Source organism: Nocardioides sp. JQ2195 (genome assembly GCF_012272695.1).
GTDB lineage: Bacteria > Actinomycetota > Actinomycetes > Propionibacteriales > Nocardioidaceae > Nocardioides.
In genome coordinates this window covers 1,908,807-1,935,290 of sequence record NZ_CP050902.1, presented here as the reverse complement: position 1 = coordinate 1,935,290, position 26,484 = coordinate 1,908,807, and the positions used below count along the sequence as shown (strand labels likewise).

The window sequence follows — 26,484 nt, the reverse complement described above, 5'->3', positions numbered from 1 at the left end:
TCGACCACATCGTGCCCTATGACGACACCGGACCACCGGGGCAGACGAACCCGGAGAACCTGGCCCCCCCTGTGCCGCCGACACCACCTGCTCAAAACCCACGGTGGATGGCGATACCAACGCGACCGCGACGGCACCTATACCTGGACCAACCAGCACGGCCGGACCTGGTTGGTCACCCACACCGGAACAGTCGAGCTCACCCAAGAACCCTGAATCGACGTTGGTTGAGGAGGTCACTCAGCGACCGTCTCGAAACCAACTCCCAGTCAGGGCACCGACACATCAAGCACCGGCCGAGCATGTAGCACCACGACAGCAGGCCCACGCCAAGGACAAGAACCCGGTGACTGGGCCTACTGCCACGCCCGGTACCGGTCTCGATACAACCGCTCGTCCCTCGCGGCCACTCGACCACCGAACGTCAGACCACCGCCACGCCCGGTACCGGTCTCGAGAAGCAGCTAGGGCGCGTCCACCGCGCCCGGGCGAGTGTCCAGATCCAGGTCGCCCTCCACGACGAAGCCCAGCAGTCCGTGCTCCGTCGTGGTGGTGTGGGGCTCGCCCGGTTCCCAGACCGCCGCTTCCCCTGGCCCGAGCGCACGCGGTGCGTCGTCAGCACCCGTGACTGTGGCGTCACCGTCGACCACCAGGAGGATCTGCCGCCCGACCGCAGGGTGCTGACCGATCACGCCTCCTGGCGCGAGCCGCACCACGACCAGGTGCGCCTCGGCCGTGATGCCCAACGCGCCGACCGCGAAGCCAGTGCTGGAGTTCGCCTCCACAGGGCGATGTGGAATCTGGTCGAGACGGAAGACGCGCACCTCAGGCCTGCGGGGACGGGGTGTAGTCGGGGTCAGCTCCGGGGGACTCGTCGCTCGCACCAGAACCCGCCTGGGCCTGGTTGGACCAGTTCTCCAGCTCACCCATCACCTGCGGGTGCTTGTCGACGCACAGCACCACGAGGTCCCCGCGGTTGGCACGACTCATGGCATGCCGGATCGCGTCGACCTCCTCGATGATCACCTCGACCTGCTTGCAGCGTGCGCCCTCTTCCATGGCGTTGCGCACACCCTCGGCCACGAAGCCCGCGGTCTCGCCGCGTTCGCGTCCACGGAGAGCCTCGTCCTCACGGACGACGACCACGTCGAAGTGTTGTGCCGCGATGTGCCCCAGTTCACGCATGTCCTCGTCGCGACGGTCGCCTGCCGTGGCGATGACACCGATGCGTGAGGGACGGGCCAGCTCGTGGTCGAGCGAGTCACCGACCCGGTCGACGAAGTCGCCGAGCATGCGCATGCCCGGCGCGTTGTGGCAGTAGTCGATGATGACGTTGACCCCGTTGACCTCGACCTCGTTGAGTCGACCGGGGGACTGGTAGTAGTTCGTCGAGAACGTGCGCATGCCCTGGCGGATGTCGTGCAGCGGGGCACCGGCCGCGAACGCCGCAGCCGCGGCAGCCATGGCATTCTGCACGTTCATCCGTGCCCGGCCACCGAAGGTCGACGGGAGCAGGTGGGTCCAGGCCAGCTGCATCTCACGGCGGCCGTGCTTGACCACGATCATCTCGCCACGGTCGGACGGCGCCAGGATCAACGCCTTGCCCCCACGACGGCAGTGCGCGTCGATCATGTCGCGAGCCTCGGTGCCGGGCTCCTCCATCGAGAACCAGACCACCTGGCCCGAGCAGCGACGGCGCATCTCCCGCACCAGTGGGTCGTCCGCGTTGAGCACGGCGTGGCCGTCGCGCGGCACCGCCTCCACCACGACTGCCTTGACGTCGGCGAGCTGCTCGACCGTGTCGATGCCGCGCAGGCCCAGGTGGTCGGGCTGCACGTTGAGGACCACCGCAACGTCGTTGCGCTCGTAGCCGAGACCCTCACGAAGGATCCCTCCACGGGCAACCTCGAAGACCGCGAAGTCGACGCGCGGGTTCTGCAGCACCATGCGCGCGGACCGCGGACCTGATGCGTCCGCGCGGATCAGCAGCCGCTCGTCGATCACGACACCGTCGGTGGAGGTCATCCCGACCTTGCGGCCCATGCCCTTGAAGATGTGGGAGATCATCCGCGACGTGGTCGTCTTGCCGTTGGTGCCGGTGACCGCGACGATCGGGATCCGCGAAGGCGCACCGGGCGGGAACAGCATGTCGACGACGGGCTTGGCGATGAACTGCGGCTCACCGATGGTCGGGTGGGTGTGCATCCGGAAACCGGGGGCCGCGTTCACCTCGCAGATCGCGCCACCTGTCTCACGGACCGGCTCGGTGATGTCGGGACAGATGAAGTCGATGCCGGCGATGTCGAGCCCGATGATCCGGGCCGCCTCCTCGGCGATCTCCACGTTCTCGGGGTGAGCCTCGAAGGTGCGGTCGATCGAGATGCCACCTGTGGACATGTTGCCGGTGAGGGCGAGCTTCACCTGCGTGCCCGCCTCGAGCACGTCCGTCATCTCGTGGCCCTGGTCGCGGACCCGCTCGATGGCGGCCGCATCGATCTTGATGCGGGTGAGCACCTTCTCGTGGCCCACACCTCGGCGGGGATCGGCGTTCGCCATCTCCACCAGGTCTTCGATGGTGCTGGTGCCATCGCCGGTGACGCTGGCCGGAACCCTCTCCGCCACGGCGGCCAGCCGGCCGTCGATGATCAGGCAGCGATAGTCCTTGCCGGTCACGAACGACTCGACGATCACCCAGCCGCGTCGCGACTGCTCGGCCGCGATGGGGAAGGCCTCGCGCACGTCGTCCTCGTCCTGGAGGTCGAGGCACACACCGCGTCCGTGGTTGCCGTCCAGCGGCTTCACCACGACCGGGAACCCGATGCGCTTGGCGACCGTCACGGCCTGGTCGGCCGTGCGGACCGACTCCTGCTTCGGCACCGGCAGCCCGGCTGCACCCAGGAGCCGGGTGGTCAGGTCCTTGTCGCTGGCGATGTCGACCGCGATCGAGCTGGTCTCTGACGTCATCGTGGCGCGGATCCGCTTGGCGTGCACGCCTTGACCGAGCTGCACCAGCGAGTGCTGGTTCAATCGGATCCAAGGGATGTCACGGGAGACCGCCTCGTCGACGATGGCCTGGGTGGACGGGCCGAACGCGGTCCGTGACGCACGCTTGATGAAGGCCTCGAGCTCGTCCTCCCACTCGAACTCGGGATCGGCCTCGACCAGGTGGTTGACCAGTCGTACGGCGAGCCGCGCGGCCGCGAGGCCCACCTGCTCGTCGACATACCCGAAGATCACGTTGTAGCGACCCGGCTCGCCCTTCACCTGCCGGGTCTTGCCCCGGCGGATGTCGTGACCGACGACCTGTTGCAGGGCCAGGGCGGCATGCTCGGCGACGTGGCCCAACCAGGTCCCCTCGTTCAGGCGCTCGACGAAGCCCCCGCGTCGTCCGCGCGAGCACGAGTGCTCGCGCAGGCCGGGCAACATCTGGAGGATGTTGTCGGTGAAGCTGGGAATCATGTTGGTCGGGAACTGCTCGAGCGATCCCAGGTCGACGACGAGATGGATCGATCGGTCGTAGGACCAGACGTTTGCGCCTCGGTACACCCGGGTCTCGATGATGGCCAGGTCGGCGGTCGCACGACCACCCGTCAGGGGAGTTTCAGTCATGAGCTCGCTTCCGTGTCGTCATGGGCGGGGGAACTGTTCCTGCGACGTCCTCGGCTCTTGCGCCGTCGCAACGCTGTCGGCGAGACGTCGCCGGCAGCGATGTCGCGAGCCAGCTTGCGCAGGTCGCGGCCGGCCGAGCTGATCTCGGCAGCCTCCGCGGCGTCGGCCACGGCCGGAGCCGGGACCAGGGTCCGCGTGGTCAGGTCGAACGTGGCACCTTCGGGCAGGGCGTGCAGGATCACACCGGAGGTGAGCAGGGGGGAGGACCGCGGTGCCTCGTGCGCGTTGGTGACGATGTTGGTGGGATCGAACAGTGTCACCGCGCCCTTTCCGATCACCCGCAGGATCTCGTGGTCGTCCTCGATCGTGACCACGGCAGCGGTGTCCTCGTCGACGCCCATCCCGATCAGCTGCGGTGACTGGGCGACGATCATCAGCAGGCGTCCATAGCGGTTGCGCTGCTCGAAGTGCTGGTCGATGACGCAGTTCTCGACCAGGCCCAGACCCGCGGCGACCTGGGTCATCCGCTGCTTGGAGGTGGCCCCTCCGACGCCGAACGCGACCATGTGGGACGACTGGATGCTGGCCCCCGCAGACGTCCCGGCGATCACTGCGCCGCGGGCACGAGCAGCGTGGATGGCCTCGCCGAAGGGCGTGCCGCAGATGGCACCGGAGAGCTTGAGCTGGTTGCCACCGGTCATGAAGATGCCCGTCACGTCGTCGAGCGCCGCGACGAAGTCCTCCTCGCGGGACTGCTCCCGGGTCACCGGCCGGACCGACACGACGTCGGCGGCACCGAGCTTTCGGAAGAGGGCGTCGTAGACCTCGACGATCTCGGGGCCGAGTGACGACGCCGTGGCAATGACCGCGATCCTGGCGTTCTCCCCACCACTGCGACGGACGAACTCGGTGAGCACCGAACGCTTGCGCAGCTTGTCCTCGGCGCCCCCGATGATCATCAGCGGCCCCGGGGGACTGGGCTCGGTGTCTGGCTGCAGGTCACTCGGCATGACAGGCAGGCTAGCCGGTGTCACCATTGCTCCGTGAACACGACTAATCGGACGCTCGTCCTGATGCGCCACGCCAAGGCCGTGGGCTTCGCCCCATCCGATCGGGAACGTGATCTCGAGCCCTCCGGGCGCCGCGACGCAGCAGCGGCCGGCGCCTGGCTCCACGCGAACGACATCCATCCCGGGATGGCGCTGGTCTCCACCGCGCTGCGTACGACGACCACGTGGCAGGAGGTGAGCCGTTCGCTGGACGACGACGTGCACCTGGAGCCGAGCTCCGCGTTGTACGCCGCCGAGCCGGACTCGGCGCTCGACCTGGTGCGGGCCACACCTGCCGACGTGGACACCCTCCTCGTCATCGGCCACAACCCGACCATGGGCGTGCTGGCACAGCTGCTCGACGACGGTGAGGGAGATCCGGAGGCGATGGTCGGGATGCTCACCGGCTTCCCGACCTGTTCGCTGGCCGTCTTCGACGTCTCGGGCGACTGGACCGGGGTCGGCGAGGGCACCCTCCGGCTCACGCACTTCCACGTGTCCCGCGCCGACTGACCTGCGCCGCGAGGACGCGCGGGACGTCTGCAGGGCGGGTCGGGCGGATCCACCGCCGCAACGATCCCGCTGACGCTCAGACGGGTGGGGCGGGAGTGATGATGCCGGCCTCGGCATCGGCGGCTTCGATCTCCTCGCGCGAGATGCCGAGGAGATACATGATCGCGTCGAGATAGGGGACGTTCACCGCCGTGTCAGCGGCTTCCTGGACCATCGGCTTGGCGTTGTAGGCGATGCCCAGACCGGCCGCGTTGAGCATGTCGAGGTCGTTGGCCCCGTCACCGATGGCGATCACCGAGGCCTCGGTGACACCCACCGAGGTGGCGAACCTTCGCAGGGCCTCGGCCTTCCCGGCCCGGTCCACCACGTCACCCACGATGCGACCGGTCAGGCGCCCGTCGACGATCTCGAGCTCGTTGGCGTGGGCGAAGTCGAAACCGAGGTCCTGGGCGATCCGGTCGGTGATCTGGCTGAAGCCGCCCGAGACCATGGCGAACCGGTAGCCCAGCCGCTTGAGGGTGCGGATCATGGTGCGGGCTCCAGGGGCGAACACGATGCCTTCGTAGACCCGGTCGAGCGCTTCGGCGGGAATCCCCTCGAGGAGGGCCACCCGGCTGCGCAGGGACGCCTCGAAGTCGAGCTCCCCGCGCATGGCCTGCTCAGTGACCCGGGCGACCTCGGGCTCGCACCCGGCGTGGGCGGCCAGCATCTCGATCACCTCGCCCTGCACCAAGGTGGAGTCGACGTCCATCACGATCAGGCGCATGCCGCGACGCAGGAGGTTGGCGGGCTGCACCGCGACATCGACACCCTGTCGAGTCGCCTCCTTGACCAGTCGGGTCCGCAGCTTGTCCGTCTCCACGCCCGAGACGTGCAGCTCGATGGCGGTCACCGGATAACGAGCCATCCGCTCCATGCGGTCGATGTTGGCTCCGGCATCCGCGATGCGCCCAGTCATGGCTGCCATCGCCCGGGCCCGCAGAGGGGCACCGATGATCGTCACGTGACTGCGGCCGTCGCGGCGCGACTTGTTGTCGCCGACGCCCCGATCCACCTCGACCTGCATGCCAAGCTCGGCCCCGACGACCTGGACTGACTGCCGAAGCTTCTTCCAGTCGCGCGGGGCGGTGACCAGCACGCCAAGCACGAGACGGCGGCGCAACAGGATCTGCTCGATGTCGATGACCTCGACACCGGCGGTGGCCAGGGTGGCGAAGACGGCGGAGGTGACGCCGGGGCGGTCCTTGCCGGTCAGCGTGATCAGCAGGGTCTTCGGCGGGGCTTCTTCGAAGTCAGTCATGTCGTGGACGAGGCTACTGCGACCACAGCGGGTTGTCGGCGCCCATTCGTAGGGTGGGCCCATGTCGGACACACATCACACCATCACCTACATCGAGCTCGGCTCCACTGACCTGGCTGGCTCCAAGGCGTTCTATGCCGAAGCCTTCGGGTGGGAGTTCAACGACTACGGCCCCGAATACGCCGGCATCAGGCTGCCGGGGCGCGACACGGAGTTCGGCGGCCTGAACCCGGCGACGACGCCCACGACCGGTGGCCCACTGGTCCTGATCCAGTCCGATGACCTCGACGCCACCCTGTCCGCCGTACGTGCTGCCGGCGGTGCCATCACGGCAGAGCCCTACGACTACCCGGGCGGTCGGCGGTTCCACTTCACCGATCCGTCGGGAAACGGGCTCGGCGTCTTCGCACAGTGACCCGGGTCAGCCCGGCGGCCAGACCTCGGGTGAGCAGGCGGCCACGAGCGCCCGTCTGGCGGCGTACTCGAGCGGGCGCAGGGCGTCCGCCCGGCTCGCGATCTCCCAGGAGGACAACGCGCCGCCGTCGTCCTGGGTGGCCAGCTCCACGATGCCTTCTGCCTGCAGGGCACGCGCAGCCAGGGAGACCGCCTGGCTCGGCGTGCCCGGCGGAGAGTCGTACGTCGGGAGGTGACGCAGGTTCATCAGCTCGTCGGCGACCTCCGGACGCCACTTGGCCACCTCGAGGTCGACCAACGTCGTGGCGGTCGTGGTGATGGCGTGGCGCAGCCCACGGTCGGCCTCCTGGAGGTCGACCAGGGGACGCCGTTCGGCCGGCATCACCCGCCACACGACGCCGGCGCCGGCCCGGTGCGGCACCAACCCCTGGCCGGCTCCCTCGAGCACCACGGCCTCACCGGCCTCGAGCGCCGCGGCATTGAAGTCAGCGGGGCCACCCAGGCCGACCGGGTCCCCCGGGGCCGGCAGCGCCAGGCCCGCGGATCCGGGCCCGAGCCGGCGCACCGATCCCAGGGCGAGCAGGAGGGGTTGGGGCTCCGGGTCGCCCGGCAGGCCCACGACGTGGTGGGCCGCATCGCCGGCCAGCACACCGTCGAGGACGTCGTCAGGACTGGCGGCGCCGCGCAACCACGCGGTGAGCCACCACGCCATGCGCGCGGAGTCGTGGGGGAGTGACCGAGCCATGGCGCGGCAGCCTACGCCGGGTGGATAGGGTGACCCGCATGACCGCCGTACTCGAGTTCGCCGGGGTGACTGTGCGCCGTGGCGCCTCCATCCTTCTGGACTCCGTCGACTGGACGGTCGAAGAGGACGAACGCTGGGTCATCCTCGGACCGAACGGCGCCGGCAAGACCACCCTGATGCAGGTCGCCGGGGCCCAGATCCACCCGACCTCGGGCGTCGCCGGCATCCTCGACGAGGTGCTCGGCACCGTCGACGTGTTCGAGCTGCGCCCCCGCATCGGCCTGACCAGCGCCGCGATCGCCGAGCGGATCCCGCGCGAGGAGAAGGTCCGCGACGTCGTGGTCACCGCGTCGTACGGCGTGGTGGGTCGTTGGCGCGAGCACTACGACTCCCTCGACCACGGTCGGGCTGAGCAGCTCCTCGTCGAGCTCGGCGCCCAGTCCCTGCTCGACCGCACCTTCGGCACGCTGAGCGAGGGAGAGCGCAAGCGGGTCCAGATCGCCCGCGCGCTGATGACCGACCCTGAGCTGCTGCTCCTCGACGAGCCGGCAGCCGGTCTCGACCTCGGTGGCCGTGAAGACCTCGTGTCGACGCTCTCCGTCTTGGCCCAGGACGAGTTCGCCCCCGCCACGGTGCTGGTCTCGCACCACGTCGAGGAGATCCCGCCCGGGTTCACCCACGCCCTGCTGCTCCGCGAGGGCAAGGTCGTCGCGGCCGGCCCGATGGAACGAGTGATCACCGAGGACACGCTGAGCACGACCTTCGGCATGCGTCTGGTGCTGAACCACGAGGACGGCCGCTACTCCGCCCGGCGGCGTTCTCGCCACGCGGGCTAGGGTTCCGTCATGGACTGGTTGCGCGATCACGCATGGGAGACGTGGCTCGGCCTGACGATCGTGCTGGGCGTCGCCGAGCTCTTCAGCATGGACCTGATCCTGCTGATGCTTGCGGCCGGTGCCGGGGTCGGCATGATCTCCGCGCTCCTCGGCGCGCCGCTGGTGCTCCAGGTGATCCTGGCCGCGATCGCGGCCGTCGCCTCGCTCGCGGTCGTGCGCCCCACGGCTCTCAAGCGCCTGCACTCCGGGCCGGAGCTGTCACTGGGCCACGCAAAGCTGGTCGGCGAACGCGCCGTCGCCCTGACCGAGATCAGTGACCAGCAGGCCGGTCGGATCCGGCTGGACGGCCAGGAGTGGACGGCGAAGCCCTACGACGAGACGTTGGTGATCGCCCCGGGAGACCCGGTCGAGGTGCTCCAGATCAAGGGAGCCACGGCCATGGTCCACCCCGTCCCGCGCCTCGAGTCCTGAACGTTCAAGATTGTGGACGGATCTTCCGTCCGGGGAAAGGAAGAGCACATGCCCGCAGTCCTCATCCTGCTGCTGCTGTTGCTGGTCTTCGTCGTCGTCGTGCTCGCCAAGACCGTGCGGATCGTTCCGCAGGCGCGCGCCGGCATCGTTGAACGGTTCGGCAAGTACAAGGGCTCACTGCCCGCAGGCCTCAACATCGTCGTGCCGTTCATCGACAAGGTGCGCTACATGATCGACCTGCGTGAGCAGGTCGTGTCGTTCCCGCCCCAGCCGGTGATCACCGAGGACAACCTCGTGGTCTCGATCGACACGGTGATCTACTTCCAGGTCACCGACCCGGTGTCGGCGACCTATGAGATCGCCAACTACATCCAGGCAGTCGAGCAGCTCACCATGACCACCCTGCGCAACATCGTGGGTGGGATGGACCTCGAGGAGACCCTGACCAGCCGCGACGCCATCAACAGCCGCCTGCGCGGCGTGCTCGACGAGGCGACCGGCCGCTGGGGGATCCGGGTCAACCGGGTCGAGCTCAAGGGCATCGACCCGCCGCCCTCCATCAAGGACTCGATGGAGAAGCAGATGCGTGCCGACCGCGACAAGCGTGCGGCCATCCTCACCGCCGAGGGCCAACGGCAGTCCGCGATCCTCACCGCCGAGGGTGCCAAGCAGTCGGCCATCCTCAACGCCGAAGGTGACCGCGAGTCGCAGATCCTGCGGGCCCAGGCCGACCGGGAGTCGAAGATCCTCGTCGCCCAGGGTGAGGGACAGGCCATCCAGACCGTCTTCCAGGCGATCCACGACGGCCAGCCCGACCAGTCGCTGCTGGCCTACCAGTACCTCCAGATGATGCCGAAGATCGCCGAGGGTGACGCCAACAAGGTCTGGATCGTGCCGTCCGAGATCGGCAAGGCGCTGGAGGGCCTCGGCTCGACGATGACCGAGCTCAGCGGCATCCCCAAGGACGCCGAGCCCCGGGTCCGCGTCGACATGGGTTCCAGTGAGCCGAACGTCCCGGACCCGGCCGACCCGACTCTGTCGAGCACCCACGCAGCCGTGCAGGAGGCCATCGCCGAGGCGAAGGGCGCCGCCGTCGGGCGGGACGAGCCGAAGGCACCACCGGAGGCTCCGGCGGGGCACCAGCCGCCGCCACCTCCGGCACCGGGCGATCACGCACCTCCGGCACCCGGTGCAGGGGCGCCTCCGGCACCCGGTGAAGGGGCACCTCCGGCACCGTGAGCCTGTTCGAAGCCGCAGCCATCCTCCTGGCGGGACTGGCGGCCGGCACCATCAACACCGTGGTGGGGTCGGGAACGTTGATCACGTTCCCGACCCTCCTCGCGTTCGGTGTCCCACCGGTCACCGCCAACGTTTCCAACACTGTCGGCCTGGTCCCGGGATCGATCTCCGGGGCCATCGGCTACCGGCGTGAGCTGACCGGGCAGCGACGCCGCATCCTGAAGCTCTCGTTGGCCTCGCTCATCGGTGGTGTGGTCGGCGCCGTGCTGCTGCTGGTGCTGCCGGCGGGCGCGTTCGAGGCGGTCGTACCCGCCCTGATCCTGATCGGCTGCGTGCTGGTCCTGTTCCAGCCGCGGATCTCGGCGTGGGTCGCACGCCGCCACGAGGCGGCGGGGGGTCTGCCGGAGGACGGCGCCTGGTGGGTCTGGCCGCTGGTGCTCCTGGCCGGCGTGTACGGCGGCTACTTCGGCGCAGCGCAGGGCGTCCTGCTGATGGCCGTCATGGGCATCGGGATCGACGAGACGCTGCAACGCCTCAATGGCACGAAGAACGTGCTGGCCGCCCTGGTCAACGGGGTCTCCGCCCTGATCTTCATCGTGGTGGCCGACGTCGACTGGGCGGTGGCTGGGCTGATCGCGGCCGGCGCCATCATCGGCGGCCAGGTCGGCGCGACCTGGGGCCGCAAGCTCCCTGCGGTGGGCCTTCGGGCGTTCATCGTGCTCGTCGGCGTGGTGGCCCTGGTGTTCTTCCTGTTCTGACAGCCCGGCGGGCGGTCCGGGCCATCAGGATCAGCCCTGCGAGATCGCCCTCACACCCACCACGACGGCGACGGCTGCGGGCAGCACAAGCAGGGCGGCCCTGGTCCTCCCGACCGAACCGTTCGCTCCAGCGGCCACACCGGCCACGACGTCAGCCGCGTCGACTGCGATGCCCGTCAGCACGAGGTCGCGTCGGCGCTGCCCCGAGGCAGCCAGGGTGAGCCCGCCGAGGGCAACCTCGCGGGAACCGAACATCCGGTTCATGTAGCCGAGCTGCGGGTTCTCCTGGGCATCGAGGCCGAAGACCTTCGAAGCGAGGCGCGGAGCAAGCAGTGCGAGGGCGCCGAGAACCAGGCGCCCGATGTTGAGTCCGGTGACGGGGTTCATGACCGGGAGACTAGTCAGGACCTTGCCGGGACGTCGCGAAACGCGCCGAAGGCTCAGTCGACGTACGCCGTGAGCCAGCGATCCATCTCGGCGTACACCTGCTCACGGACCTCCGGCAGCGAGAGGACCACGTCATGGCGGGCGTCCTCGATCGCGATGCTGGTGACGTGGCGGCCGAGGTTGGGCGCCCATCGTCGGATCTGGTTGACGTCGAGCACGATGTCGGAGCGGTGCACGTCGTCACTCATCTCCAGTGGCATCGCGCTGCGACTGGAGCTGAGCACCAGCGAGGGGCAGCCCACCTCCAGCCCGCCGTGGAGCCGGGCGTGGCCGTTGCGCACGGCGCGTAACCACCCGGCGTACACGGGTTGCGACTCCATGGGCTTCCACGCGAGGTCGAAGTCGAACTCACCGTCGTGGTCGCGGTGCAGGCTGCGGGCATAGAGGCCGTTCACCGTGCGCGGAATGACGCGCTTCGGGTTGCGAGCCCCGACCTGCTTGAGCACGCTGGTGCCGATCGTGCGCATCCACCATGCGCCCTGCATGTCGAACCACGGTGAGTTCAGCACGATGCCCACGAGGGTTCCCGATCGGTGCTGATCACGCCGTTGGTCGGCCCACAACGGCACCGTCAACCCGCCGGTCGAGTGCGCCGTGATCACCACCCGGTCGTGTTCGTCGCGCTCGGTGATCCGTAGCCAGGCCGCGTCGATCTCTGGGAAGTAGTCGCGGAGGTCCTCCACGTAGTTGGCCGTCTGGTGGGGGAGCAACGAGCGCCCGTACTTGCGCAGGTCGAGGGCGTAGAAGTCGTAGCCGCGCGCGGCCCACCACTCGGCGTACTCGGTCTGGAAGAAGTAGTCGGCGAACCCGTGCACGTGGAGGACCGCCCGGCGGCTCTGCCCGACGGATGGGAGGTGCACCAGGGTCGCGACGACAGGTCCCTCGTCGTCATCGGGCAGGATGATCGTCTCCGCGGTGTACGGCGCCCCCAGGACGTCGGCCTCGACCTCGCTCATGCGGGAATTCTTGCAGTGTGCACGACACGCCGCCGAAGTTGCCCCACCCTCTCTTGAATCATTCCAGAAAAGGTGATTGAGTCGGGGTCATGCAGAAGCCCGATCCCTCCACGTTGCTGCGGGAGAAGTCGCTCCGGGTGACCAGGCCGCGAGTCGCGGTCCTGAACGCCCTGGCCGACCACCCGCACGCCGATGCCGACTCGGTTGCCCGAGCGGCTCGCGCGGAGCTCGGGTCGGTGTCCACCCAAGCCGTCTACGACGTGTTGCGGGCGCTCACCGAGGCCGGACTCGTCAGGCGGATCGAGCCAGCCGGTTCGCCCGCACGCTTCGAGGTCCGAGTCGGCGACAACCACCACCACATCGTGTGTCGCACCTGCGGCAACATCTCGGACGTGGCGTGTGCCGTCGGCTCGGCGCCCTGCTTGGACGCTTCCGAGAACCTCGGCTTCGTCATCGACGAAGCCGAAGTGACCTACTGGGGCACCTGCCCCCGTTGCCAGTCAGCCTGATCCCACCCATGAAGAGGAGCAAGACAGTGCCCATTGACGTTCCCGACAACACCAATCCGGCCACCACCGCGGCCGGGGCGCCGGTCGTCGACAACCAGAACAGCGTCACCGCCGGACCACGGGGTCCGATGCTGCTGCAGGACGTGTGGTTCCTGGAGAAGCTTGCCCACTTCGACCGCGAGGTCATTCCCGAGCGCCGCATGCACGCGAAGGGCTCGGGTGCCTTCGGCACGCTCACGATCACCAGCACCGAGATCACCAAGTACTCCAACGCCAAGGTGTTCTCCGAGGTCGGCAAGCAGACCGAGATGTTCGCGCGGTTCTCGACCGTCGCGGGAGAGCGCGGCGCGGCCGACGCCGAGCGCGACATCCGCGGCTTCGCCGTGAAGTTCTACACGGAGGACGGGAACTGGGACATCGTCGGCAACAACACGCCGGTGTTCTTCTTCCGCGACCCGCTCCTGTTCCCCGACCTGAACCACGCGGTCAAGCGTGACCCGCGCACCAACCTGCGCAACGCCGAGAACAACTGGGACTTCTGGACCAACCTGCCCGAGGCACTGCACCAGGTGACCTACGTGATGGGTGACCGGGGGATCCCCAAGACCTACCGGCACATGCACGGCTTCGGGTCCCACACCTACTCCGTCTACAACGACGCCGGCGAGCGATTCTGGGTCAAGTTCCACCACGTCAACCAGCAGGGCCTCGAGCACCTCACCGACGCCGAGGCCGCGAAGATCGTCGGCGACGACCGCGAGTCGCACCAGCGCGACCTCTACGAGGCCATCGAGAACGGTGACTTCCCCAAGTGGAAGCTCTGCGTCCAGGTGATGCCCGAGGCAGACGCCGCGACCTACAAGTTCCACCCGTTCGACCTCACCAAGGTCTGGTCGCACAAGGACTACCCGCTGATCGAGGTCGGCGAGTGGGAACTGAACCGCAACCCCGAGAACTACTTCGCCGACGTCGAGCAGGCCGCGTTCTCCCCGGCCAACGTGGTCCCCGGCATCTCGTTCTCGCCGGACCGGATGCTGCAGGGTCGCCTGTTCTCCTACGGCGACGCGCAGCGCTACCGCCTGGGCGTGAACCACCACCAGATCCCGGTCAACGCGCCCAAGGGAGCTCCCCACGCGAACAACCCCCACCGGGACGGCCAGATGCGCGTCGACGGCAACCAGGGGGCAGTGCCCTCGATCGTGCCGAACTCCTACGGCCACTTCGGCGACCAGATCGGCTACAAGGAGCCGGCCCTGGGCATCGACGGCGCCGCAGACCGGTGGAACTACCGCGAGGACGACGACAACTACTTCGAGCAGCCCGGCAACCTGTTCCGGCTGATGGACGCCGAAGCCCAGCAGCGACTGTTCGAGAACACGGCCCGCGGCATCGACGGCGCCTCCGACGCGACGGTCGAGCGCCACATCGCCAACTGCACCAAGGCAGACCCGGCGTACGGCGAGGGAGTCCGCAAGGCGATCGACGCCCTCAAGGCGGGGCAGATCAACCCGACGGACGTGAACTCCGACACCGTCTGAGCCGGGGAGCACCCCACTCGCGAAGCCGCCGAGTCGGCACGCGTTGACGCACGACCTGGTCAACACGTGCCGACTCGGCGCATTTCCAGCGAATCAGGGACCCGGGAGGAGATGGGACCTGCCGAACATCTCGGCCGCGGCCCGCGCCGTCGGCGTCCCGGCATCGAGGTCGGCACCCGACTCGACCAGGACCGTGACCACGTCGTCGGCCCCCTTGAAGAGGGCACCGGCCACTGGGGACTGGTCGCGCACGTTGCGCAGGTCGACGTTCGCGCCACGGTCGACCAGGGCCCGCACCGTCTCCGCGTGCGCGTGGTAGGCGGCCAGCATCAGCAGCGAGTTCTGGTCCTTGTCGACGGAATCGACCGGGAGGCCGTGGTCGAGGAACTCCAGCAGCTCGACCGTGCGACCCTCACGGGCGAGGTCCATGGCGAGGGCGATGACGCGTTCGGTCTGCTCGGGGCTCAATTCACTCATGGGCCCATTGTGACCGGTGGGCGGGCCGCGGGAATAGTTGGAGGGACGTCTCGGTTCCACATGTAGTTCACGATTCAACTACTTCAGGAGTGCGCGATGCAGTTCGGAATCTTCACCGTCGGCGACGTCACCACCGACCCGGCCACCGGCCGGACGCCCAGCGAGCACGAGCGGATCAAGGCCACCGTCGAGATCGCCAAGAAGGCTGAAGAGGTCGGCCTCGACGTCTTCGCCACGGGGGAGCACCACAACCCGCCGTTCGCCGCACCGGCCAACCCGACCGTGCTGCTGGCCAACATCGCCGCGCAGACCGAGCGGATCATCCTCTCGACCTCCACCACCCTGATCACCACCAACGACCCGGTGCGACTGGCCGAGGACTACGCCTACGCACAGCACCTCGCCGACGGCCGGATCGACCTGATGATGGGCCGGGGCAACACCGGCCCGGTCTATCCGTGGTTCGGCAAGGACATCCGCGACGGCATCTCGCTCGCCGTCGAGAACTACGCGCTGCTGCACAAGCTGTGGCGTGAGGAGAACGTCGACTGGGAGGGCAAGTCCCGCACCCCGTTGCAGGGCTTCACCTCGACCCCACGCCCGCTCGACGGGGTGGCGCCGTTCGTGTGGCACGGGTCGATCCGCTCTCCCGAGATCGCCGAGCAGGCGGCCTACTACGGCGACGGCTACTTCCACAACCACATCTTCTGGCCGTCGTCGCACGCCGCGAAGATGGTCCGCTACTACCGCCAGCGCTTCGAGCACTACGGCCACGGCACCGCCGACCAGGCCATCGTCGGGCTCGGCGGCCAGGTCTTCATGCACAAGAACTCGCAGGAGGCCATCAAGCAGTTCCGGCCCTACTTCGACAACGCCCCCGTCTACGGCCACGGCCCGTCCCTCGAGGACTTCATGGAGATGACGCCGCTCCTGGTCGGTTCCCCGCAACAGGTGATCGAGCAGACGCTCGGCTTCCGCGAGTACGTCGGCGACTACCAGCGCCAGCTGTGGCTGATGGACCACGCCGGACTCCCGCTCAAGACAGTCCTCGAGCAGCTCGACATCCTCGGCGAGGAGGTCGTCCCGGTGTTGCGCAAGGAGTTCGCAGCACTCAAGCCCTCCCACGTCCCTGACGGCCCGACGCACGCTGCGCTGGTGCAGGCCGCCGGAGGACCCCAGCAGTCCCAGACCGTCCACGCCGGCGACGACGTCACCGGCACGTCCCCCGAAGAGGTGTTGTCATGACCATTCGCATCGCCGTCGTGACCGCGGGTCTCAGCGACCCGTCGTCCACCCGACTGCTCGCCGACCAGCTCTCCGCCGCGAGCGTGCGTGCCCTGGAGTCTCGGGGCCACGAGGTCCACGTCGACGTGATCGAGCTGCGTCCGCTCGCCCACAACCTGGCCGACTTCATGCTCACCGGATTCGCGTCGGGTGACCTCGAGGGCGCACTCGCATCGGTCACGCGTGCCGACGCGGTCATTGCGGTCACACCCGTGTTCACCGCGTCCTACAGCGGACTGTTCAAGATGTTCTTCGACGCTGTCGACAAGGACTCTCTTGACGGCACGCCGGTGCTGATCGGCGCCACCGCCGGAACCGCTCGGCACTCCCTCGTCCTGGAGCACGCACTTCGCCCGTTGTTCGGCTACCTGAAGGCAGTCGTCATCCCCACCGGAGTGTTCGCGGCCAGTGAGGACTTCGGCAGCACGGCCTCGGGCAGCCTGAAGTCGCGGGTCGAGCGGGCGGCCGGCCAACTGGCCGCCCTGGTCGCTGACGACCACTCGCGCTCCGCCCGACCGGTGAAGGTGACCATCGACAACCCGGAGGACACTCCGGACTTCGAGGACATGCTCGCGTCGTTGTCCCGCTGATCACTTCGGCCGGCGGGGCGACAGCTCGATCAGCCGGGCAATCAGGGCGCGCCTGGTGCGTTGCGCCTCCGGGAACCAGTGCGTCATCCACACGTGGAACATCGCCGGAACCTCATGGATGGCCAGGCGCAGGTCTGCACCGGAGGCACGTCTTTCCAGCTCGTCGACAGCTGGCCGCAGGATGTCGCGGTCCCCGATCCAGACATCGAGCGGAGCAAGTCCGTTGAGAACCCCGAAGAGGGGGCTCACCAAGGGGTCGTCGGGCTGCCGTTGCCCGGCCCACCACCGGCCGGCCGCTCGGAGACCGGACTCGGCCAGCATGGGGTCTGATGACTCCAGGCTGCTGACCTCGTCCTCGTCCAGGGTCGCGTCGAGCCAGGGGCACAGCGCGATCAGACCCGCCGGCTGCTCATCACCGGCATCACGCAGCTGCTGGGCCAGGACGATCACCAGGGCACCGCCTGCCGAGTCGCCCATCACCACGGTGGGCAGGTCACTCGGGGTGCGCACCAGCTCCAGCAGACGAGGCACCACGTCGTCAGCGGTGGCCGCCGGTGCCAGCGGGTAGGCCGGCATCACGACCTCGGCCGGCGTGGTGGCAAGGGCACGGACCAGGCGCCAGTAGTCGGGCGTCAGCGGATGGATGTAGCCCCCTCCGTGGAGATAGACCACCCGGACCCGTGGTGCGTCGCGACGGGGTCGCACGATCCACGTGGTCAGGCCATGCTCGCGAGTCGTCTCCACTGCTCGCACCAGCCGGGTCAGCCGAGTGGGTGGACGATCTCCCTCGGCCTGGCTCCTCAAGGCACGGAGACGGGTGTTCCGGGCTCCCTCGAAGGCGCGCTTGTCCCGGGCCACGCGCATGGCCCGGGAATGGATCCGGGAGCGCACGGTCGCCGGGCGATCGTCCACCTCATGGGTCACGCCATCATCAGCGGGCCGCGAACCCACGGGCTCAGTGCTGGTAGGTGCCGTGGATGATGGCGCGGCCCAGGGTCTTGAAGGCCAGGTTGAACGACACCACCGCGGGAGACGCGGAGGAGTCGACCCCGAGCGACTCCTCACCGACAGCGTGCACCACGAAGAAGTAGCGGTGCACCTGGTCGTTGGGCGGGGGAGCAGCCCCCATGAAGCCAGCCTCGCCACCGTCGTTGCGCACATGGAAGGCACGGCCGGGCAGGTCTGCTGCCGCGGCACCCGCATCCAGTGACGTGACGTCGGCCGGCACGTCGACCAGCACCCAGTGCCAGAATCCACTGGGCGTCGGGGCATCCGGATCGAAGCAGGTGACCACGAAGGACTTGGTGCCCTCGGGCGCATCGCTCCACGACAGCTGGGGAGAGGTGTTCCCGAGCTCTGCCACCTGGTCGTCCTTCAGCGGCTGGCCGTCGGTGACGTCGGTGCTGGTCACCGTGAAGGAGGCCGTGGCGGGAAGCAGGTCGTAGGGGTTCGGGCTGACAGGTCGTTCGATGCTCATGCATGCGAACCTAGCCCGTGGGCGAAGCGTCCGCCACGTGGAAGCCATGAGGGCGTGTTTCCGCAGCGTCCTCGGATCCGGAACAATGTCGGGGTGACTTCACCTCGGAACCTCATCGATGCCACCCTCGCCCGCGTCCGCCCGCTCTCGGACGACGCCATGCGCCGGGCCCGGGAGCGCCAGGCGCTCCTGACCAAGCCGGCCGGCGCACTCGGGGTCCTCGAGGAAGTCTCGATCCAGCTGGCCGGCATCATGGACGTGTGTCCGCCGCCGGCCCCCGCCTCACCGGCGGTGGCCGTGTTCGCCGGTGACCACGGCGTCCTGGCCCAAGGTGTCTCGCCGTGGCCCCAGGAAGTCACCTTCGCGATGGTCGAGAACATTCGCGCGGGAGGCGCCGCGGTCAACGTGCTGGCCCGCTCCTGTGGCGCCGTCGTTCGGGTCGTCGACGTCGGTGTCGCGGCCGAGGTCGTCGGCGACGAGACCGTGCTGGCCCGCAACGTGCGCCGTGGCACCGCCGACCTGTCCGTAGGACCCGCGATGACCCGTGACGAGGCCGAGCAGGCCATCGCCGTCGGCATCGAGGTCGCCGACCAGCTCGTCGACGCCGGGCACGACGTGCTCCTCACCGGTGACATGGGCATCGGCAACACCACGCCGTCCGCCTGCCTGCTGGCCGCCCTGACCGGTACGCCGGCCGAGGTGGTCACCGGCCGCGGTACCGGTATCGACGACGAGACACTGGCCCTGAAGACCCGGATCGTTGCCGATGCGGTCGCCCGCCTCGAGGCCGACGCCGACCCGATCGACGTGCTTGCCGAAGTGGGCGGCCTCGAGCACGCCGGGGTCGTCGGGTTGGTCCTCGGAGCTGCAGCGCGTCGGGTGCCGGTGATCCTCGACGGAGTGATCGCCGGGTCGTCGGCGCTGGTCGCGCAGGCCCTCAGCCGCGACGCCATCGCCTACTGCCTGGCCGGGCACCGCAGCGTCGAGCCCGGCCACCGCACTGCCCTCGCCCAGCTGGAGCTGCGTCCGCTGGTCGACCTCGACCTGCGCCTCGGAGAGGGGAGCGGCGCCGCCCTCGCCTTCCCGCTGGTGCGGGCCGCGGCCCTGGTCCTCGACGAGATGGCCACCTTCGACTCCGCCGGTGTGACGAAGAAGGATGACTGATGAGTGACTTCGTCCCCTATCCCTCCGGCCTGCGACTGGCCGGGCGCAAGGTGGTGGTGGTCGGTGGCGGCCACGTCGCCCAGCGCCGGGTGCCGCCGCTGATCGCGAGCGGCGCCGACGTGCACGTCATCGCTCCCGAGGTGACCCCCGCCCTCGAGGGACTCGGCCACGAGATCACCATCGAGCTGCGCGGCTTCGTGGAGAGCGATCTGGACGAGGCGTGGTATGCGATCGCGGCCACCGATGACACCGAGACCAACGCGGCCGTGGCGGAGGCCGCCGAGCAGCGTCGCATCTTCTGCGTCCGCAGCGACGATGCCCGTGAGGCCACGGCCTGGACACCGGCCACCGGGCACCACGGCACCGTCACGGTCGCGGTGCTCGGCAACCGTGAACCGCGCCAGTCCGCACAGGTGCGGGACGAGATCATGCATGCCCTGCGCGAGGGGCTCCTCACCGCCAACCACGACCGCACTCCCGGCGTCGTCCTGGTCGGCGGTGGGCCCGGCGACCCGGAGCTGGTCACCCTGGCCGCTCGCAATGCCCTGGCCTCGGCTGACGTGGTGGTCGCCGACCGGCTCGCTCCGCGCGAGCTGCTCGACGAGCTCTCGTCCGAGACCGAGCTGATCGACGTGGCCAAGCTCCCGCGCGGGCGCTCGGCCAGCCAGGACTTCATCAACGAGGTCATCGTCGAGCGGGCCAAGGCCGGCAAGCGCGTCGTCCGGTTCAAGGGCGGGGACAACTTCGTCTTCGGCCGCGGCTTCGAGGAAGTCATCGCCTGCAGGGCGGCCGGGGTTCCCGTCGAGGTGGTTCCCGGCCTGTCCTCGTCGATCGCGGTCCCGGCACGTGCTGGCATCCCGGTGACCCACCGGGGGGTCACCCATGAGTTCACCGTGATCTCAGGTCACCTCCCACCGGGCCACTCCGAGTCGCTGGTGAACTGGTCGGCCGTGGCGCAGATGCAGGGCACAGTCGTCCTGTTGATGGCCGTGCTGAACGCGCCGGCGATTGCCGAGGCACTCATGGCCGAGGGGCGCTCGCCCGACACACCGGTGGGGGTGGTGATGGACGGCACCATGCCGGCCGAGCGCACCGTGCTCTCCACACTGGGCACGCTCGGTGCAGACATCGCCGAGCAGGGCGTCAAGCCACCGGCGATCATCGTGATCGGTGAGGTGGTCGCGGTGGCCCGTCCGGAGCACTTCGGGCGTGGCTGACCTCCTGCCCGTCGACGACCCGGGCGACGCTCGCCTGGCGGACTACCGCGACCTACGCGACGTCCAGCTGCGCAAGAGCCTCGAGGTCGAGAACGGTCTGTTCCTCGCCGAGGGCGCCAAGGTCGTTCGCCGGGCAGTCGAGGCCGGCTTCACACCTCGGTCATTCCTGATGGCTCCACGGTGGGTCGAGGACCTGTCCGACGTCCTCGACACCACCGACGCCCCGTGCTTCGTGATGGACGAGAAGCAGGTCGAGCGGGTCACCGGCTTCCACGTCCACCGCGGCGCACTCGCATCGCTCCGTCGAACCCCACTGCCGAGCGTCCCCGACGTGCTCAAGGGCGCTCGGTCCGTCCTGGTGCTCGAGGACCTCGTCGACCACACCAACGTCGGTGCCGTCTTCCGCTCGGGGGCTGCGCTCGGCTTCGACGCGGTGCTGCTGGCCCCACGGTGTGCGGATCCGCTCTACCGACGAGCGATCAAGGTCGGCATGGGCGCAGTCTTCAGCACGCCCTGGACACGACTCGACGACTGGCACGGCGCGCTGCCGATGCTCTCCGGACTCGGCTTCACGACCATCGCGTTGACCCTCGCCGACGATGCCACTCCGCTCGAGCAGGCCGTCGCGGGCCAGGACAAGGTGGTGCTGGTGCTCGGCTCCGAGGGCCACGGGCTGTCCCCGCGCTGGGAGAAGTCCGCCGACCGACGCGCCATCATCCCCATGCGCGAGGGCATCGACTCCCTCAACGTCGCCGCCGCGTCGGCGGTCGCCAGCTACATCACCATGCGACGCTGAGCCGGCCATCGGGCTGAGCACATGGTTGCCGTGTCGGAGGGCACCTTCGGGCGTGACACGATGGTGGTGATGAAGCCCCCCTTGACTGATGCCACCCTCAGCAGGATTCGCGACGGCTGGGCCGACGAGCTGGAAGTCCCGAGTCACGCGTTCGAGCAGCCCGGAGCCCACGTGTTCGTCCACGACGACTCGCGATCCCTGGTGATGATCGAGCTGGGTGACTCCCAAGTCATCGTCGGGCCGTCCAACGCAGTCGACCGCATCGAGGGTCTCACCCCCGATCGGCGCCACGACCTCGCCGCCGTCGTGCACAGGCTCGAGGGCATGGACCCGGACCCGATCGGAGTCGCCAGTCTCGCGTACGTCGACCGCGTGATCACACCGAAGGGCGTCCAGGTGGCTGTGGGGCCGGTGCAGAACATCGACCTGCTGCGTGACCGCTGCACGCCCGAGGAATGGGAGGAGAGCGGCCTGATCCACATGCCCGCACGGATCGCTGCCCGCCGCCCCGACGGCAAGGTGGCCGCAGTGGCCGGCTACGAGCGGTGGGGCCGTCACCTGGCCCAGCTCGGCGTGCTCACCGATCCGGAGCTCCGGGGACAGGGGTATGCCGCGTCCGCTGCGGCGCGCGCCGCCCAGGTGGCCCAGAACGAGAACCTGATCCCGCAGTGGCGGTGCCGAGTCGGCAACGTCGCCTCACTGGAAGTGGCCGACCGCCTCGGCTTCCACGAGGTGGGCCGCCAATTGATCGTGCTGCTGCCCGACCCGGCGCAGTCCTGACGGATCTGCTGCCCGGTCGACCAGCTGTCAGCGCTCAGGCGTCGACGGGCCAACCCTCGGGGTAGTCCTCGGCAAGCTTGTCGTGCTGCTTCTTCAGCTTCTTGCGGTTCTTGTCGCTGACCCTGTCACCGAAGACCGTGCCCAGGGTGTGGTCGGTCTCGTGCTGCAGGCACCGCGCCAGCAGGCCGTCGCCGGAGAACTCGACGGGTTCCCCGTCGAGGCCGAGTCCCGTCGCGGTCGCGAAGTCGGGCCGCCCGCACTCGACGAACGCCCCCGGGAACGACAGGCAGCCCTCGTCGGCGACGTCGAGGATCCGGTCCTTGCCGTCGGGCAGGGTGACCTCGGGATTGCAGATCACGCCGACGGTGCGCTGACCCGTCGCGTCAGGACAGTCGAAGACCACCACGGCCAGGTCCACGCCGATCTGGCAGGCAGCCAGCCCGACACCCTCGGCGGCGTACATCGTGGCGACCATGTCAGCCACCAGGTCGAGCAGCTCCCGGTCGAAGGACGTCACCTTCTGCTGCGGCGCGTGCATGACCGGCGTGCCCCACCTGGTGATGGGACGGACCCGGCCACCCTCGGGCAGCGGGCCGTGGGGGGAGAGCACTTCAGGTTCGGTCGCCGACATGGCCCAGATCATAGGTCGTCGAGCGGGTCGTCCAGCAGCCGGCGGTACGCCGTACGCCGCGACTGCCGTTCGTGCTCGTCGACGCGGAGCACGAGGTGCTGGAGCTCGAGGAGCGACTGGACCAGCTCGGCACGCTGCAGCAGCACCTCGTCGACCAGTGCACGGTGTGCGGGCGGCACCTGCGACGGACCGGACAGGTTGCGCTGCTCGTCAAGGAGGCCGACAGCCATGGCCGCGTCCTCGGCGGCTCGGACGTCCTCGGCCCCACCGGCCACCAGGGCGTGCAGGCGGAGCGTGGCCCGCTGCGTCTCCGGATCGGTGGAGGGCTGCTGCCCCACCAAGGCCTGGCCACGGGCCGCAATCGCCTGTGCACCTGAGACCGTGAAGCGTCGGTCCTTGCGCGAGACCCGCGGGCGCCAGCCCCAGCCCGCCGCCACGGCAGTGACCACCGCGACGGCGCCGACCCCGATCACCTCCACTGCTGCAGGCGCCGCTCCGGCCACGACCGCACCGCTGCCTGCCGCCGCGACTCCAGCAGTGAGCCACGGTGCGGCCGGATGCACCCGCACCCGGCTGCGGTGCTCGACCACCGCCGGCAAGGTGTCCGGCTGCGCCAGCACGCTGACCGTCGACTGCCAACCGGCACCGAGGTGCGCCATCGCATCACGATGGCCCTCGGCCGTTCCGAGGACCTGAGCCGCATCTGTCGTGTCGAGCGCCACCAGGAACGCGGCCAGGTCGGCCGGCCGTCGCCGAACCCATCGACTGCCTCCGTCGATGAGGGCGCTGACAAGGTCCAGTGCGCGCTGTTGCTGCTGCCGCCACACCGGCATGGAACCCTCCCGGAGACCTCGAACCCGAAGCACGTGCTCCCAGCCTATCCGCTGCGCAGGAGTGGAAAGAGGATGGCGGAGGCGCTGTGACCCGCGACATACCGAAGAGGTGTGGCGCAGTGTGTAACTCAGAGTTACATTTCAGGTATGTCCCTGATCAGAGCAACCAAGAACGCGGTGACGCCGGGCGGCAAGCACGGCCTCTCCAACCGCGAGACCCGCGATCCGATCGGCTACGCCGTCCTCGCTTTGAACAAGCTGGCCCAGAGCGAGCTGATCGACCGGATGGGCCTGCGCAAGCAGACCGAGCAGACGGTCTTCACCGTGACCCGCAGTGGTTTCAAGGTCGCCGGTCAGGCTGGTCGCGCCTTCGCGAAGAAGGGCAAGAAGGGCGCCCCCGGCGTCCGTGTGCCCGCCGCCAACCCGAAGGGCGTCTTCGACCTCACTCCGACCGAGGACGAGCAGATGCTCGTCGACGTGGTGTCGGAGTTCGCCGAGGAGATGCTGCGTCCGGCGGCCGCCGAGGCCAACGAGTCCTGCACCGCGCCTGACGAGCTGCTCAAGGCGTCCCTCGAGATCGGTCTCCCGATCCTCGGCGTCCCCGAGAAGCTCGGCGGCATCTCCGAGGAGCGCTCGGCGATGGCCGGCACGCTCGTGGCCGAGGCCCTGGCCAAGGGCGACATGGGTCTCGCTGTCGCTGCCCTGGCCCCCGGAGCGGTGGCCACCGCGATCTCGCTGTGGGGCACCGACGAGCAGCAGGCCACCTACCTTCCTGAGTTCACCGGCGAGGACGTGCCGGCTGCCGCACTGGCGCTCAACGAGTCCCGGGTGCTCTTCGACGTGCTGAAGCCGGCCACGAAGGCCACCAAGACCGACGGCGGCTACGTGCTCAACGGCGTGAAGACGCTGGTGCCCCGGGGCGCCGACGCCGAGCTCTTCGTGGTCGGTGCCGAGCTCGACGGCAAGAACGTGCTCTTCCTCGTCGAGTCCGGGTCCGAGGGCCTGCTGGTCGAGGGCGACCCCGCCATGGGGGTCCGGGCGGCAGGTCTGGCCAAGATCACCCTCGAGGACGTCAAGGTCGAGTCGGGTGCCGTGCTCGGCGAGACCGACGGAACGACGTACGTCGAGGCTGTGCGGCTCTCGCGGCTCGCTTGGTGTGCACTGGCGATCGGCACCGGTCAGGCCGTTCTCGACTATGTCAGCGCCTACGTCAACGAGCGCCAGGCCTTCGGTGAACCGATCAGCCACCGCCAGAGCGTCGCCTTCATGGTCGCCAACATCGCCATCGAGCTCCAGTCGATGCGACTGGTGACCTACAAGGCCGCCTCACGTGCTGCCCAGGGCAAGGACTTCAGCCGTGAGGTCGCCCTGGCACGCAAGATCTGTGCCGACAAGGGCATGCAGATCGGCCTCGACGGAGTGCAGCTCCTCGGTGGCCACGGCTTCGTCAAGGAACACCCCGTTGAGCGCTGGTACCGCGACCTGCGGGCCATCGGCCTCGTGGAAGGAGGCGTCCTGGTCTGACTTCCCGGTGGTTGAGGAAGTCGCGCAGCGACCGTCTCGACACCAGGAAGCCGACAGGCGAGAACACCATGATCAATCTCGAAACCCCCAAGAAGCACCGCGCACTCATCGAGCAGGCCCACCAGGTCGCGATGAACATGCTGCGCCCCATCTCCCGCAAGTACGACCTGGCCGAGCACGAGTACCCCAAGGAACTCGACATGCTGGCCGCGATGATCGACGGGCTCTCCGAGTCCGGGGCCTCGGAAGGTGCCGGCGCGACCGGTGTACGCCGCGACGAGGCCGAGACCGACAACACCATCAAGAACGGGGCGAACCTCGCATCGGTGATGTCCGTCGCCGAGATGTGCTGGGGCGACACCGGACTGTTGCTCTCCATGCCCCGCCAGGGTCTGGGCAACTCCGCCATCGCCTCCGTCGCCAACGACGAGCAGCTCAAGCGCTTCGAGGGCACCTGGGCCGCGATGGCCATCACCGAGCCCTCGTTCGGTTCCGACTCCGCACAGGTCTCCACCACCGCTCGCAAGGACGGCGACGAATACGTCCTCAACGGCGAGAAGATCTTCGTCACCTCGGGCGAGCGCGCCGACAGCGTGGTCGTCTGGGCGACGCTCGACAAGTCGCTCGGCCGTGCCGCGATCAAGTCGTTCGTGGTCACCAAGGGCACGCCCGGCATGAACGTCGAGCGGCTCGAGCACAAGCTCGGCATCCGAGCCTCCGACACTGCGGTGATCACGTTCACCGACTGCCGGGTGCCGGCGGAGAACCTGCTCGGCTCTCCGGAGATCGACGTGAAGCAGGGCTTCGCCGGCGCGATGGCGACCTTCGACAACACCCGCCCCCTGGTCGCCGCGATGGCCATCGGGTGCGCTCGGGCCTCGCTCGACCTGACCCGGTCGCTGCTCGAGGACGCCGGAGTCGAGATCGACTACGACCGTCCGGCCCAGACCCAGTCCGCGGCCGCCGCGAAGTTCCTCCAGATGGAGGCCGACCTCGAGGCAGCCACCCTGCTCACCATGCAGGCCGCCTGGATGGCCGACAACCGCAAGCCGAACTCGCTGGAGGCCTCCATGGCCAAGGCGAAGGCCGGTCGTGTTGGTTCCGACATCACCCTGAGCTGTGTCGAGCTCGCGGCCGGTGTCGGCTACAGCGAGACCGAGCTGCTCGAGAAGTGGTCGCGCGACTCGAAGATCCTCGACATCTTCGAAGGCACCCAGCAGATCCAGCAGCTGATCGTGGCCCGTCGCATCCTGGGTCTCTCGAGCGCCGAGCTCAAGTGATGCACAGGTCCCGGCCCTGCCCCTGACAGGACTGGACCGACAACAGG

The 26,484-nt window shown here is 68.9% G+C and carries 28 protein-coding genes; 16 read left to right on the top strand and 12 right to left on the bottom strand.

The genetic code is table 11. The features are described from left to right. Nucleotides 1–464: 464 nt before the first annotated feature. Genes ncot_RS09235 through ncot_RS09225 form a run of 3 tightly spaced genes read right to left on the bottom strand, consistent with a single transcriptional unit; the run spans nt 465 to nt 4,619 of the window. On the bottom strand, nt 465–785 hold the full coding sequence (locus ncot_RS09235) for a cupin domain-containing protein (protein ID WP_168617349.1): 321 nt from the start codon (nt 783–785) through the stop codon (nt 465–467). Nucleotides 786–825: 40 nt separating this feature from the next. Beyond that, the gene (gene cphA, locus ncot_RS09230) at nt 826–3,609 is read right to left on the bottom strand and encodes a cyanophycin synthetase (RefSeq protein ID WP_168617348.1); all 2,784 of its coding nucleotides are present in this window, start codon (nt 3,607–3,609) and stop codon (nt 826–828) included. Continuing rightward, nucleotides 3,606–4,619, bottom strand: coding sequence for a cyanophycinase (locus tag ncot_RS09225; RefSeq protein ID WP_168617347.1), 1,014 nt, complete (start codon nt 4,617–4,619; stop codon nt 3,606–3,608). The genes cphA and ncot_RS09225 overlap by 4 nt, the downstream gene beginning before the upstream one ends. Nucleotides 4,620–4,652: 33 nt before the next feature. Here ncot_RS09225 and ncot_RS09220 point away from each other — a divergent pair, with 33 nt between their 5' ends. Continuing rightward, a complete protein-coding gene (locus tag ncot_RS09220; RefSeq protein WP_240938147.1) occupies nt 4,653–5,171 on the top strand; it encodes a histidine phosphatase family protein in 519 nt (172 codons plus the stop codon). 76 nt (nt 5,172–5,247) lie between these two features. Here ncot_RS09220 and serB read toward each other — a convergent pair whose 3' ends face one another. Beyond that, nucleotides 5,248–6,471 (bottom strand): phosphoserine phosphatase SerB, encoded by a 1,224-nt coding sequence (serB, locus tag ncot_RS09215; RefSeq protein ID WP_168617346.1) that lies wholly within the window; start codon nt 6,469–6,471, stop codon nt 5,248–5,250. 61 nt (nt 6,472–6,532) lie between these two features. Between serB and ncot_RS09210 the strand changes: the two genes are divergently transcribed. After that, nucleotides 6,533–6,886 carry a VOC family protein gene (locus ncot_RS09210; RefSeq protein ID WP_168617345.1) on the top strand — a complete coding sequence of 118 codons (354 nt, stop codon included), beginning with the start codon at nt 6,533–6,535 and terminating at the stop codon, nt 6,884–6,886. Nucleotides 6,887–6,892: 6 nt separating this feature from the next. Here ncot_RS09210 and ncot_RS09205 read toward each other — a convergent pair whose 3' ends face one another. Continuing rightward, nucleotides 6,893–7,630 (bottom strand): hypothetical protein, encoded by a 738-nt coding sequence (locus tag ncot_RS09205; RefSeq protein ID WP_168617344.1) that lies wholly within the window; start codon nt 7,628–7,630, stop codon nt 6,893–6,895. A 38-nt stretch (nt 7,631–7,668) separates the two neighbouring features. Here ncot_RS09205 and ncot_RS09200 point away from each other — a divergent pair, with 38 nt between their 5' ends. Genes ncot_RS09200 through ncot_RS09185 form a run of 4 tightly spaced genes read left to right on the top strand, consistent with a single transcriptional unit; the run spans nt 7,669 to nt 10,934 of the window. Then, complete coding sequence (locus ncot_RS09200) at nt 7,669–8,466, top strand: ABC transporter ATP-binding protein (protein ID WP_168617343.1); 798 nt, start codon at nt 7,669–7,671, stop codon at nt 8,464–8,466. Nucleotides 8,467–8,475: 9 nt separating this feature from the next. Continuing rightward, nucleotides 8,476–8,937 (top strand): NfeD family protein, encoded by a 462-nt coding sequence (locus ncot_RS09195; protein WP_168617342.1) that lies wholly within the window; start codon nt 8,476–8,478, stop codon nt 8,935–8,937. Between the two features lie 48 nt (nt 8,938–8,985). Beyond that, nucleotides 8,986–10,176 carry an SPFH domain-containing protein gene (locus ncot_RS09190; RefSeq protein ID WP_168617341.1) on the top strand — a complete coding sequence of 397 codons (1,191 nt, stop codon included), beginning with the start codon at nt 8,986–8,988 and terminating at the stop codon, nt 10,174–10,176. Then, nucleotides 10,173–10,934, top strand: a complete 762-nt coding sequence (locus tag ncot_RS09185; RefSeq protein ID WP_168617340.1) for a sulfite exporter TauE/SafE family protein — start codon at nt 10,173–10,175, stop codon at nt 10,932–10,934. Before ncot_RS09190 ends, ncot_RS09185 begins: the two co-directional genes overlap by 4 nt. 30 nt (nt 10,935–10,964) lie before the next feature. Here the strand turns inward: ncot_RS09185 and ncot_RS09180 are convergent, their stop codons facing one another. Together ncot_RS09180 and ncot_RS09175 are read right to left on the bottom strand one after the other, a co-directional pair. After that, a complete protein-coding gene (locus tag ncot_RS09180) occupies nt 10,965–11,321 on the bottom strand; it encodes a DUF4267 domain-containing protein (protein WP_168617339.1) in 357 nt (118 codons plus the stop codon). 53 nt (nt 11,322–11,374) lie between these two features. Continuing rightward, nucleotides 11,375–12,337 (bottom strand): alpha/beta hydrolase, encoded by a 963-nt coding sequence (locus ncot_RS09175; RefSeq protein WP_168617338.1) that lies wholly within the window; start codon nt 12,335–12,337, stop codon nt 11,375–11,377. Between the two features lie 89 nt (nt 12,338–12,426). On the opposite strand from ncot_RS09175, the gene ncot_RS09170 reads away from it, so the two are divergent. Together ncot_RS09170 and ncot_RS09165 are read left to right on the top strand one after the other, a co-directional pair. Continuing rightward, nucleotides 12,427–12,846, top strand: coding sequence for a Fur family transcriptional regulator (locus tag ncot_RS09170; protein WP_168617337.1), 420 nt, complete (start codon nt 12,427–12,429; stop codon nt 12,844–12,846). 26 nt (nt 12,847–12,872) lie between these two features. Next, a complete protein-coding gene (locus ncot_RS09165; protein WP_277345800.1) occupies nt 12,873–14,384 on the top strand; it encodes a catalase in 1,512 nt (503 codons plus the stop codon). A gap of 93 nt (nt 14,385–14,477) precedes the next feature. Here ncot_RS09165 and ncot_RS09160 read toward each other — a convergent pair whose 3' ends face one another. Further along, nucleotides 14,478–14,861 (bottom strand): ankyrin repeat domain-containing protein, encoded by a 384-nt coding sequence (locus ncot_RS09160; protein ID WP_168617335.1) that lies wholly within the window; start codon nt 14,859–14,861, stop codon nt 14,478–14,480. Nucleotides 14,862–14,957: 96 nt separating this feature from the next. Between ncot_RS09160 and ncot_RS09155 the strand changes: the two genes are divergently transcribed. Continuing rightward, nucleotides 14,958–16,106 carry an LLM class flavin-dependent oxidoreductase gene (locus ncot_RS09155; protein WP_168617334.1) on the top strand — a complete coding sequence of 383 codons (1,149 nt, stop codon included), beginning with the start codon at nt 14,958–14,960 and terminating at the stop codon, nt 16,104–16,106. Further along, nucleotides 16,103–16,735 (top strand): FMN reductase, encoded by a 633-nt coding sequence (locus tag ncot_RS09150; protein WP_168617333.1) that lies wholly within the window; start codon nt 16,103–16,105, stop codon nt 16,733–16,735. Before ncot_RS09155 ends, ncot_RS09150 begins: the two co-directional genes overlap by 4 nt. Here ncot_RS09150 and ncot_RS09145 read toward each other — a convergent pair whose 3' ends face one another. Next, entirely contained in the window at nt 16,736–17,659 is a 924-nt protein-coding gene (locus tag ncot_RS09145) for an alpha/beta hydrolase fold domain-containing protein (protein WP_168617332.1), read from the bottom strand. 31 nt (nt 17,660–17,690) lie between these two features. Beyond that, nucleotides 17,691–18,212 (bottom strand): YbhB/YbcL family Raf kinase inhibitor-like protein, encoded by a 522-nt coding sequence (locus tag ncot_RS09140; RefSeq protein ID WP_168617331.1) that lies wholly within the window; start codon nt 18,210–18,212, stop codon nt 17,691–17,693. Nucleotides 18,213–18,305: 93 nt separating this feature from the next. On the opposite strand from ncot_RS09140, the gene cobT reads away from it, so the two are divergent. From cobT to ncot_RS09120, 4 genes are all read left to right on the top strand, one after another. Next, nucleotides 18,306–19,376, top strand: a complete 1,071-nt coding sequence (gene cobT, locus ncot_RS09135) for a nicotinate-nucleotide--dimethylbenzimidazole phosphoribosyltransferase (RefSeq protein WP_240938146.1) — start codon at nt 18,306–18,308, stop codon at nt 19,374–19,376. Beyond that, the gene (gene cobA / locus ncot_RS09130) at nt 19,376–20,593 is read left to right on the top strand and encodes a uroporphyrinogen-III C-methyltransferase (protein ID WP_168617330.1); all 1,218 of its coding nucleotides are present in this window, start codon (nt 19,376–19,378) and stop codon (nt 20,591–20,593) included. Before cobT ends, cobA begins: the two co-directional genes overlap by 1 nt. Beyond that, nucleotides 20,586–21,389 carry an RNA methyltransferase gene (locus ncot_RS09125; RefSeq protein ID WP_168617329.1) on the top strand — a complete coding sequence of 268 codons (804 nt, stop codon included), beginning with the start codon at nt 20,586–20,588 and terminating at the stop codon, nt 21,387–21,389. Before cobA ends, ncot_RS09125 begins: the two co-directional genes overlap by 8 nt. A gap of 69 nt (nt 21,390–21,458) precedes the next feature. Continuing rightward, nucleotides 21,459–22,169, top strand: a complete 711-nt coding sequence (locus tag ncot_RS09120; RefSeq protein ID WP_168617328.1) for a GNAT family protein — start codon at nt 21,459–21,461, stop codon at nt 22,167–22,169. A 34-nt stretch (nt 22,170–22,203) separates the two neighbouring features. Here ncot_RS09120 and def read toward each other — a convergent pair whose 3' ends face one another. Beyond that, on the bottom strand, nt 22,204–22,800 hold the full coding sequence (def, locus tag ncot_RS09115; RefSeq protein ID WP_168617327.1) for a peptide deformylase: 597 nt from the start codon (nt 22,798–22,800) through the stop codon (nt 22,204–22,206). A gap of 8 nt (nt 22,801–22,808) precedes the next feature. Next, on the bottom strand, nt 22,809–23,633 hold the full coding sequence (locus ncot_RS09110; protein ID WP_168617326.1) for a hypothetical protein: 825 nt from the start codon (nt 23,631–23,633) through the stop codon (nt 22,809–22,811). A 147-nt stretch (nt 23,634–23,780) separates the two neighbouring features. Between ncot_RS09110 and ncot_RS09105 the strand changes: the two genes are divergently transcribed. Together ncot_RS09105 and ncot_RS09100 are read left to right on the top strand one after the other, a co-directional pair. Then, nucleotides 23,781–25,157, top strand: a complete 1,377-nt coding sequence (locus ncot_RS09105) for an acyl-CoA dehydrogenase family protein (protein ID WP_206065258.1) — start codon at nt 23,781–23,783, stop codon at nt 25,155–25,157. Nucleotides 25,158–25,225: 68 nt separating this feature from the next. Then, nucleotides 25,226–26,437, top strand: coding sequence for an acyl-CoA dehydrogenase family protein (locus tag ncot_RS09100; RefSeq protein ID WP_168617325.1), 1,212 nt, complete (start codon nt 25,226–25,228; stop codon nt 26,435–26,437). Nucleotides 26,438–26,484: the final 47 nt, after the last annotated feature.

Coding starts and splice junctions, on each gene's coding strand:
- ncot_RS09180 (WP_168617339.1), bottom strand. CDS start 11,321: ATGAACCCCGTCACCGGACTCAACATCGGGCGCCTGGTTCTCGGCGCC.
- ncot_RS09170 (WP_168617337.1), top strand. CDS start 12,427: ATGCAGAAGCCCGATCCCTCCACGTTGCTGCGGGAGAAGTCGCTCCGG.
- ncot_RS09155 (WP_168617334.1), top strand. CDS start 14,958: ATGCAGTTCGGAATCTTCACCGTCGGCGACGTCACCACCGACCCGGCC.
- ncot_RS09225 (WP_168617347.1), bottom strand. CDS start 4,619: ATGCCGAGTGACCTGCAGCCAGACACCGAGCCCAGTCCCCCGGGGCCG.
- cobA (WP_168617330.1), top strand. CDS start 19,376: ATGAGTGACTTCGTCCCCTATCCCTCCGGCCTGCGACTGGCCGGGCGC.
- ncot_RS09120 (WP_168617328.1), top strand. CDS start 21,459: ATGAAGCCCCCCTTGACTGATGCCACCCTCAGCAGGATTCGCGACGGC.
- ncot_RS09140 (WP_168617331.1), bottom strand. CDS start 18,212: ATGAGCATCGAACGACCTGTCAGCCCGAACCCCTACGACCTGCTTCCC.
- ncot_RS09105 (WP_206065258.1), top strand. CDS start 23,781: ATGTCCCTGATCAGAGCAACCAAGAACGCGGTGACGCCGGGCGGCAAG.
- ncot_RS09175 (WP_168617338.1), bottom strand. CDS start 12,337: ATGAGCGAGGTCGAGGCCGACGTCCTGGGGGCGCCGTACACCGCGGAG.
- ncot_RS09205 (WP_168617344.1), bottom strand. CDS start 7,630: ATGGCTCGGTCACTCCCCCACGACTCCGCGCGCATGGCGTGGTGGCTC.
- ncot_RS09110 (WP_168617326.1), bottom strand. CDS start 23,633: ATGCCGGTGTGGCGGCAGCAGCAACAGCGCGCACTGGACCTTGTCAGC.
- ncot_RS09210 (WP_168617345.1), top strand. CDS start 6,533: ATGTCGGACACACATCACACCATCACCTACATCGAGCTCGGCTCCACT.
- ncot_RS09195 (WP_168617342.1), top strand. CDS start 8,476: ATGGACTGGTTGCGCGATCACGCATGGGAGACGTGGCTCGGCCTGACG.
- cphA (WP_168617348.1), bottom strand. CDS start 3,609: ATGACTGAAACTCCCCTGACGGGTGGTCGTGCGACCGCCGACCTGGCC.
- ncot_RS09190 (WP_168617341.1), top strand. CDS start 8,986: ATGCCCGCAGTCCTCATCCTGCTGCTGCTGTTGCTGGTCTTCGTCGTC.
- ncot_RS09100 (WP_168617325.1), top strand. CDS start 25,226: ATGATCAATCTCGAAACCCCCAAGAAGCACCGCGCACTCATCGAGCAG.
- ncot_RS09200 (WP_168617343.1), top strand. CDS start 7,669: ATGACCGCCGTACTCGAGTTCGCCGGGGTGACTGTGCGCCGTGGCGCC.
- ncot_RS09160 (WP_168617335.1), bottom strand. CDS start 14,861: ATGAGTGAATTGAGCCCCGAGCAGACCGAACGCGTCATCGCCCTCGCC.
- ncot_RS09150 (WP_168617333.1), top strand. CDS start 16,103: ATGACCATTCGCATCGCCGTCGTGACCGCGGGTCTCAGCGACCCGTCG.
- def (WP_168617327.1), bottom strand. CDS start 22,800: ATGTCGGCGACCGAACCTGAAGTGCTCTCCCCCCACGGCCCGCTGCCC.
- serB (WP_168617346.1), bottom strand. CDS start 6,471: ATGACTGACTTCGAAGAAGCCCCGCCGAAGACCCTGCTGATCACGCTG.